Below are 6275 nucleotides of genomic sequence, written 5' to 3'. Positions count from 1 at the left end.
CTGATCGAGCGGCACGGACACCGCTCCCCAGCCCAATTCCGACGCGACCAGATGGACACGATCCCGCTGGCCGCGTAAGCGCAATCAGGTGTCTCAGGATCCGGGGGCGGTACACTCGGCGTCTCGACGCTGGTCTGCCTGCTCAACAACGGCGACGGCGGCCAGACCGAAACGTCGCAGTCGCTGCTCGGGCCGTTCTGGCGCCTCAACTCGCCGCGCGTCGAGAACGGCGGCACGATCATCCGCTCCGACACGCCGGGCACGCCGCTCTTCGTCTCGGCCCGGGTCGAGGATCGCGACGGGAATCCGATCGAAGGCGCCGAGGTCGATGTCTGGCACGCCTCGCCGATCGGTCTCTACGAGAACCAGGACCCCGACCAGGCCGACATGAACCTGCGCGGCAAGTTCACCACCGACGCCGACGGCCGCTTCTGGTTCTGGACCGTGAAGATGATCGGCTATCCGATCCCGACCGACACCGTGGTCGGGCGGCTCTTAAGGGCGCAGGACCGCCATCCCTACCGCCCCGCGCATCTGCACGCGCTGGTCTTCAAGCAGGGCTACAAGACCCTGATCAGCCAGGTTTTCGATCCCTCCTGCCCCTGGATCGACTCCGACGTGCAGTTCGGCGTCACAAGCGCGCTGACCGGCGATTTCGTCGAGCATCGGGAGCCCAACCCCGACCGTCCGGACGTGCCGGCGCCCTGGGTCCAGCTCTCCTATACCTATGTCATGGAACCGGGCGAGGCGAAGCTGCCGCGTCCCCCGATCAAGTGAGAGAATGCCCGTCATGACCGAGGAAGACCTCCGCGCCGCCGCCGCCTCGATCCTCGAAGCCGAGCGGACCCGCGTCCCCGTCCCCCAGCTCTCGAAGACCTATCCCGGCATGGAACTCGCCGATGCCTACCGCGTGCAGGACCTCTGGGCCGAGGCGCGGATCGCGGCGGGCGCGAAGGTGGTCGGCCACAAGATCGGCCTCACCTCCCGCGCCATGCAGCTCGCCTCCAAGATGACCGAACCGGACTACGGCCGCATCCTCGACGACGCGCTCTACGACGACGGCGCCCGCGTCCCGGTCTCCCGCTTCATCAGGCCGAGGATCGAGGTCGAGCTCGCCTTCGTCATGGGCGAGGATCTCGAAGGGCCGGGGACCCGGGTCCACGACGTGCTGCGCGCCACCGAATTCGTCACCCCCGCGCTCGAGATCATCGACTATCGCACAGAGGTGCCGCGAGCGATCGTCGACACGATCGCCGACAACGCCGCATTTGGTGCCATCGTTCTTGGCGGCCGCCCGGTCAGGCCCTTTGACGTGGACCTCCGCCGGGTCGGCGCGATCCTGTCGCAGAATGGCATCATCGAGGATACCGGGCTCGCCGCCGCGATCATGGGCCATCCGGCGGCTGGCGTCGCCTGGCTCGTCAACAAGCTCGCCGGCGTGGGCGCGGGACTCCGGAAAGGCCATATCGTCCTCGGCGGCTCCTTCACCCGGCCGGTCGACATCAGGCCGGGGGACGTGATCCAGGCCGACTACGGCGCGCTCGGCGCCATCGGCGTGTCATTCGCCGCGGATGCGACATGATCGGCTGGTGCCGCCCGCTGTCCGACGCCCCGCTGATGCGCGACATCGGCCTCGATTTCGTGGAGGTCGCCCTCGCGCCCCTCGGCCTCGAGGATCGCGAGACCTTCGCCGCCGCGCGCAAGGCGGTCGCCGGCGCGGCGCTGCCGACGGCGGCCTTCAACACCTTCCTGCCCCGCGACCTTCGGGTCGTCGGGCCGGAGGCGGACCTGCCCCGGTTCCGGGACTATCTGAAACGCGCGTCGGAGTTGCTCGCGCTCGGCGAAGCCAGGGTCGTCGCCTTCGGTTCGGGCTGGGCCAGGAGCATCCCCGAGGGCTGGGACCGCGCGCGCGGCGAGGAGGAGATGCGCGAGGCGCTGCGGCTCTCGGCCGAGGCGCTGGCCGGCACCGGCGCGACGCTGGTGATCGAGCCGTTGAACCGCGAGGAATCCAATCTCATCAACAGCCTGTCCGAGGGTCGCGCCTTCGCCGAAGCCGTAGATCGGCCGGAAATCCGCTTCCTCGCGGATTTCTACCATATGGACGAGGAAGACGAGCCGCTCGACGAGCTGGTGGCGAATGCCGCGGGACTGACCCATGTCCATCTGGCCGATACCGGCCGAATGAGTCCGGGAACCGGGTCCTATCCCTACGAGCTCTTCTTCGCGAAGCTCCGCGAGGCGGGCTACCGGGGCATGATCTCGGCCGAATGCGGGGTGACGGATCTGGAAACCGACATGCGCGCGAGCCTCGCGTTCCTGCGCCGCCATTGGAGCCAAGCGTGATGGATCTGCCCCCGAACGCCTTCAAGGCCGCGCTCCGCGCCGGCCGGAGCCAGATCGGCCTCTGGTCGTCCCTGCCCGGTCCCTATGTCGCCGAGCTTCTCGCCGGCGCCGGCTACGACTGGCTGCTCCTCGACACCGAGCACAGCCCGGGCGATCCCCTGACGGTGCTGCCGCAATTGCAGGCGGTGGCGCCCTACCCCACNCCGAGCTTCTCGCCGGCGCCGGCTACGACTGGCTGCTCCTCGACACCGAGCACAGCCCGGGCGATCCCCTGACGGTGCTGCCGCAATTGCAGGCGGTGGCGCCCTACCCCACCGCCGCGGTCGTCCGGCCCGCGACCAACGACCCCGTCCTCATCAAGCGCTTCCTCGATCTCGGCGCCCAGACCCTGCTCGTCCCTTACGTGCAGACGGCGGAGGAAGCGGCGGCGGCGGTCGCGGCGATGCGCTATCCGCCGCGCGGCATCCGGGGCGTCTCGGGTGTTACCCGCGCCACCCGCTTCGGCCGCGTACTGGGCTATGCGACGCGCGTCGAGGAGCAGCTTTGCCTGCTCGTCCAGATCGAGACAGGCGAGGCCCTCGAAAGGCTCGAGGAGATCGCGGCGGTCGAGGGCGTGGACGGGGTCTTCATCGGCCCGGCCGACCTCGCCGCGAGCCTCGGCCATGCCGGGAACGCCGGTCATCCGGAGGTGGTCGCGACCATCGAGGATGCCATCGCCCGCGTCCTCGCCGCCGGCAAGCCCGCGGGCATCCTCACCCCGGACGTGGCCTTCGCGAAACGCTGCCTCCAGCTTGGCACCACCTTCACCGCCGTCGGCGTGGACGCCGGCCTGCTGGTCAAGGGCGTGGAAGGGCTGCGGGCCGGTTTCTGAGACCCTGCACCCGCGCTCCGATCTCGGCCTTCCGGTCACCGGATCTCCGGTCTCGCGGAATGCGCGTTGCCGGCGCGCGGCGGTCTGCTATCGAGAGGCATGACCGATCTCGTCGTTCCTCTCGTCGCCGTCACCTTTCTCGCGGCCGGTATCGTCAAGGGTGTCACCGGCATGGGCCTGCCCACGGTGGCCATGGGCGCGCTCGGCGCGCTGCTCTCGCCGCTGACCGCGGCGAGCCTGCTGATCGTGCCGTCCATGGTCACGAATCTCTGGCAGTTGCTGGCGGGGCCGCGCTTCGGCGCGCTGGTCCGGCGGCTCTGGCCGATGATGGCGGCGAGCCTGATCGGCACGCTGATCTCGGCGCCGCTGCTGACCGGCGGAGACGCCCGCGTCACGACGCCCGCCCTCGGGGTCACGCTGGTCGTCTACGCGCTCTACACGCTCTTCGCGCGGCCGTTTCACGCGCCCCGCGCCTGGGAGCGCTGGCTGTCGCCGCTGGTCGGCCTCGTCACCGGGGCGATCGCCGGCGCGACCGGGGTCTTCGTCATCCCCGCCGTGCCCTATCTCCAGTCCCTCGGGCTGGAGAAGGACGATCTGATGCAGGCGCTCGGCTTGTCCTTCACGGTATCGACCGTCGCCCTGATGATCGGGCTGGTATCGCGGCAGGCGTGGCAGGCCGATCAGCTCGCGTTCTCGGCGGCGGCGGTCGTGCCGGCCCTGATCGGGATGTGGCTGGGGCAGAAGCTGCGCCACGCCATCAGCCCCGCCGCCTTCCGCCGCGGGTTCCTGATCGTCCTCGCGGCGCTCGGACTGGAGATGATCCTGCGCGGCGTGCTGTGAGGGGCCACGACCTCCGCGTCCCGCGCCAGCGTCGGGCTCAACCGCCACCACCGCTCACGGGAGCGTCGCGGGTTCCGCCGTTCGTGCCAGAAATTCCTCGACCTGCGCCAGATCGCGAAGCCCGGCGCCGGCGCCCACGGCCTGGACCGAGAGCGCGGCGACGGCCGAGGCGAAACGGAGCGCCTGGTCGATCGGGAAACCCTTGACGAGCGCATGAACGAGGCCCCCGACGAAATTGTCGCCGGCGCCGGTGGTATCGGCGACCGGAACGTCGAAGGCCGGGCAGGTCACCTCGGTCTCGCCGACGAAGGCGATGGCGCCCGCCGAGCCGCGCTTGAGCACGACGTTCCGCACGCCGAGTTCGCGGAATCGCGCCGCGATGGCCCGGGGGGCGGTCAGGCCGGTGAACAGCTCCGCCTCGAGCGCGCTCGGCACGACATAGTCGAGATGCGGCCAGGCCGAGGCGAGATCGTCGAGCCCGTAGCCCCGCTGGTCCATCACCATGTCGGCGATGGTGATCGCGCCCACCTCCTTCGCCCGGCGCAGGAGCGGCGTCACGGCTTCAAGGTCGAAGCGGGCGGCGGTGAAGAGGCTGCCGATCGAGAGAGCGCGCAGACCCGGACGGATCAGCCCGAGGTCGATATGCTCGGGCCCGAGCGCGCCGATCGTCCCGTTCGCCGGCGACAGGAAGCTGCGCTCGCCGCCCCGTTCGATCAGGACCACGCCGGTCGTGGTCGGCCGGTCGGGATCGACGCTGAGCCCCTCGGTCGCGATGCCCCGGCGCGCGCAGTCCGCCGCGATCATCCGTCCCTGCGCGTCGTCGCCGATCGGGCCCATGAGGCCGACGCGGTTCCCGAGCTTGGCGAGCGCGATCGCCTCGTTGCTCGCATCGCCCCCGGCCGCGAGCGAGACGCCGGAGACGCGCGCGGTCTCGCCGGCTCGCGGTATCGCCTCGAAGCCTTCGACGAGCACGTCGGCGACGATCATTCCAGCGCAGATGAATTCGGGGGCAGCCATGTCTCTTCTCCGGTCGGGAGTGCCATGCGGGGTCGGTTCGGCGGCGCGGACGGTCAGGCGTCCTCGAACCTGATGATCGCCTTCACCATCGTCGCCTTCTCGTTGATGCAATCCTCGAAGGCGCGCGGCGCCTCGCTGAGCGGATAGGCGCGGGAGATGATGCTCCCCACGTCGATCCGGCCCGAGGCCACCGCGTCGATCGCCGCCGGGTAGATGTTGCTGTAGCGGAAGTTCGTCCTGAGCGTGATCTCCTTGTTGGTCATCAGTTGCAGGTCGAGCGGCGTCTCGCCGGTGACATTGCCGACGATCATCACCGTGCCGCCGCGCTTCACCATGCGGATCGTCTGGCGCGCGGTGATGGTGCTGCCCGCCGTCTCGAAGACCAGATCGGGGCCGGTGCCGCCGTGGAGCCGGACGACCTCGGCGATCGGGTCCGTCGCGCGCGCGTTCACGACCGCCGAGGCGCCAAGCTCGCGCGCCTTGTCGAGGCGGATGTCGTGGAGATCCACGACCGTGATCCTGTCGAGCCCCATGGCGCGCAGTGCGAGCAGCGTGACGAGCCCGATGCAGCCGCCCCCGAGGATCGCCGCCGACTGCCCGATCCGGGCGCCCGCCTCGCGCGCCGCGGTCATGGCGACGGCGAGCGGCTCGATGAGCGCGCCTTCCTCTAAGGACATCGAATCCGGCAGCTTGAAGCACATCTCCGCCGGATGGGCGACGTATTCGCGCAGGATGCCATGGGCGCGCGGCGCCGAGGGGAAGACCACGTTCGGGCAGAGGTTGTAGCGGCCGCCGGCGCACCATTCGCAGGTCCGGCAGGGGATGCCGGGCTCGATCGCGACGCGGTCGCCCGGTGCGAGCGTGGTGACGGCGGCGCCGACCTCGACGACCTCGCCCGCGCCCTCGTGGCCGAGGATGAACGGGTAGACATCGGGAAACTCGGGCTCGCCGTGCTCGTAGAAATGCACATCGGAGCCGCAGACCCCGCAGTATTTCATCCTGATGAGCACCTCATGGTCGCGGACCGCGGGCATCTCGGCCTCGCCATGGGACATCTTGCGGTTCTCGGTAACGTAGACGGCGTGGTTGGTCATGGGCGCATCCGGGGCTGGGCGTTGTCGCGGGCCGCCCTTGGCGGCCATGATGAGCGCGCGGGTGCGCGCGGAGTTTGTTGATTGGCGCGGGCGTGTTCGCCCGCGCCGGC

Annotated in this window: 7 protein-coding genes; 5 read left to right on the top strand and 2 right to left on the bottom strand. The window is 70.1% G+C overall.

Going from position 1 to position 6275, the window contains the following annotated elements:
• Positions 1-129: 129 nt before the first annotated feature.
• The 5 genes from ACLJK8_RS17180 (at position 130) to ACLJK8_RS17160 (ending at position 4054) form a co-directional block, all read left to right on the top strand.
• Positions 130-777 carry a catechol 1,2-dioxygenase gene (locus ACLJK8_RS17180; protein ID WP_413151576.1) on the top strand — a complete coding sequence of 216 codons (648 nt, stop codon included), beginning with the start codon at positions 130-132 and terminating at the stop codon, positions 775-777.
• Between the two features lie 13 nt (positions 778-790).
• The gene (gene hpaH, locus ACLJK8_RS17175; RefSeq protein WP_413151572.1) at positions 791-1582 is read left to right on the top strand and encodes a 2-oxo-hept-4-ene-1,7-dioate hydratase; all 792 of its coding nucleotides are present in this window, start codon (positions 791-793) and stop codon (positions 1580-1582) included.
• Positions 1579-2343 (top strand): sugar phosphate isomerase/epimerase family protein, encoded by a 765-nt coding sequence (locus tag ACLJK8_RS17170; RefSeq protein ID WP_413151571.1) that lies wholly within the window; start codon positions 1579-1581, stop codon positions 2341-2343. The genes hpaH and ACLJK8_RS17170 overlap by 4 nt, the downstream gene beginning before the upstream one ends.
• A gap of 175 nt (positions 2344-2518) precedes the next feature.
• The gene (locus ACLJK8_RS17165) at positions 2519-3214 is read left to right on the top strand and encodes an aldolase/citrate lyase family protein (protein WP_413151575.1); all 696 of its coding nucleotides are present in this window, start codon (positions 2519-2521) and stop codon (positions 3212-3214) included.
• Between the two features lie 99 nt (positions 3215-3313).
• The gene (locus ACLJK8_RS17160; RefSeq protein WP_413151570.1) at positions 3314-4054 is read left to right on the top strand and encodes a sulfite exporter TauE/SafE family protein; all 741 of its coding nucleotides are present in this window, start codon (positions 3314-3316) and stop codon (positions 4052-4054) included.
• A 54-nt stretch (positions 4055-4108) separates the two neighbouring features.
• On the opposite strand, the gene ACLJK8_RS17155 is transcribed toward ACLJK8_RS17160, so the two are convergent.
• Together ACLJK8_RS17155 and ACLJK8_RS17150 are read right to left on the bottom strand one after the other, a co-directional pair.
• A complete protein-coding gene (locus ACLJK8_RS17155) occupies positions 4109-5071 on the bottom strand; it encodes a carbohydrate kinase family protein (protein WP_413151569.1) in 963 nt (320 codons plus the stop codon).
• Between the two features lie 53 nt (positions 5072-5124).
• A complete protein-coding gene (locus ACLJK8_RS17150) occupies positions 5125-6165 on the bottom strand; it encodes an NAD(P)-dependent alcohol dehydrogenase (protein ID WP_413151568.1) in 1041 nt (346 codons plus the stop codon).
• Positions 6166-6275 lie beyond the last annotated feature (110 nt).

The organism is Amaricoccus sp. W119 (assembly GCF_047275745.1).
Taxonomy (GTDB): Bacteria; Pseudomonadota; Alphaproteobacteria; order Rhodobacterales; family Rhodobacteraceae; genus Amaricoccus.
The sequence above is the reverse complement of the archived record's forward strand: the minus strand, read 5'-3'. Positions and strand labels throughout refer to the sequence as shown.

What these genes read in the sequence shown, in the direction of transcription:
- hpaH (WP_413151572.1), top strand. Translation starts at nt 791, where the DNA reads ATGACCGAGGAAGACCTCCGCGCCGCCGCCGCCTCGATCCTCGAAGCC.
- ACLJK8_RS17170 (WP_413151571.1), top strand. Translation starts at nt 1,579, where the DNA reads ATGATCGGCTGGTGCCGCCCGCTGTCCGACGCCCCGCTGATGCGCGAC.
- ACLJK8_RS17160 (WP_413151570.1), top strand. Translation starts at nt 3,314, where the DNA reads ATGACCGATCTCGTCGTTCCTCTCGTCGCCGTCACCTTTCTCGCGGCC.
- ACLJK8_RS17155 (WP_413151569.1), bottom strand. Translation starts at nt 5,071, where the DNA reads ATGGCTGCCCCCGAATTCATCTGCGCTGGAATGATCGTCGCCGACGTG.
- ACLJK8_RS17150 (WP_413151568.1), bottom strand. Translation starts at nt 6,165, where the DNA reads ATGACCAACCACGCCGTCTACGTTACCGAGAACCGCAAGATGTCCCAT.